Origin of the sequence: Sphingomonas sp. (genome assembly GCF_040398505.1) — a bacterium.
In the GTDB taxonomy this organism is placed as follows: Bacteria; Pseudomonadota; Alphaproteobacteria; order Sphingomonadales; family Sphingomonadaceae; genus Sphingomonas.
Genome location: NZ_JBBATX010000118.1, coordinates 6,054 through 7,213, shown reverse-complemented (window position 1 = coordinate 7,213; position 1,160 = coordinate 6,054). Strand labels below are relative to the sequence as shown.

Annotated in this window: 1 protein-coding gene; it reads right to left on the bottom strand. The window is 65.4% G+C overall.

Annotated elements, in window-relative coordinates:
• Window positions 1-123 precede the first annotated feature (123 nt).
• On the bottom strand, window positions 124-1,122 hold the full coding sequence (locus ABWP09_RS12420; RefSeq protein ID WP_353205445.1) for an adenosine kinase: 999 nt from the start codon (window positions 1,120-1,122) through the stop codon (window positions 124-126).
• Between the last annotated feature and the right edge of the window lie 38 nt (window positions 1,123-1,160).

The following is a 1,160-nucleotide window of genomic DNA, read 5'->3' as shown; positions in this document are numbered from 1 at the left end:
TGAGACAAACTAAAGCGTGACAAAAAAAGGCCGGGGATCGCTCCCCGGCCTTTTTTTATGCGTGTCGCGAACTGGCCGTCGCGCCTCCCCTCCCTGAAAGGGAGGGGAGGATGGACCGCGGCCTTACCCGAGCTTGCTTGCCACCAACGCCTTTAGGTCGACCTGCGCGCGCGCGCCATAATGCGAGATGATTTCCGCCGCGCACACCGCACCCATCCTGAGCGACTCGGCGATGCTCTTGCCCTGTGCCTGACCGTGCAGGAAGCCGGCGGCGAACAAATCGCCCGCGCCGGTCGTATCGACCACGCGCTCGATCGGCTCGGCGGCGCACGCGACGGTTTCGCCGCCCGAGACCGCGATCGCGCCCTGTTCGCTGCGCGTGACCACCAGCATCGGCACTTGCGTCGCCGCTTCGGCCACCGCTGCGCCGAAATCGTCGGTGCCCATCAACGCGGTGATTTCGGCTTCATTGGCAAACATGATGTCGAGCAACCCGTCGGCCATCAGCTGGCGGAAATCGCCGCCGTGGCGCGAAATGCAGAACACGTCGCTGAGCGTGAAGGCGACTTTCCGCCCGGCCCCTCGCGCGACATCGATCGCGGCGCGCATCGCCTGACGCGGCTCTTCCGGATCCCACAGATAGCCCTCGAGATACAGGATCGCGGCATTGGCGATCAGATCGCGGTCGAGTGCTGCCTCGGGCAGGAATTGCGACGCGCCGAGGAAGGTGTTCATCGTGCGCTGCCCATCGGGCGTGACGAAGATCAGGCAACGCGCGGTGGTCGGCGCGCCATCGCGCGCCGCCGTGGTGAAATCGATCCCGACCGCGCGAATGTCGTGCGCGAAGATGTCGCCCAACTCGTCCGACGCGACCTGACCGATGAAGCCGCATTTGCCGCCGAGTGCGGCGACGCCGGCGACGGTGTTGGCGGCCGAACCCCCGCTCGCCTCGATCCCCGGGCCCATCTTGGCGTAGAGCGCATCGGCTTCCTCGGGCGAGAACATGAGCTGCATCGAGCCCTTGGTCATGCCGGTTTCCGCAAGAAACGCATCGTCGGATTGCGACAGGACATCGACAATCGCATTGCCGATCGCGACGACGTCATAGGTGGCTTGGGTCAAGGGTGGATCTCCGGCAGGGAAGTGTTGCCGGGGCCGTA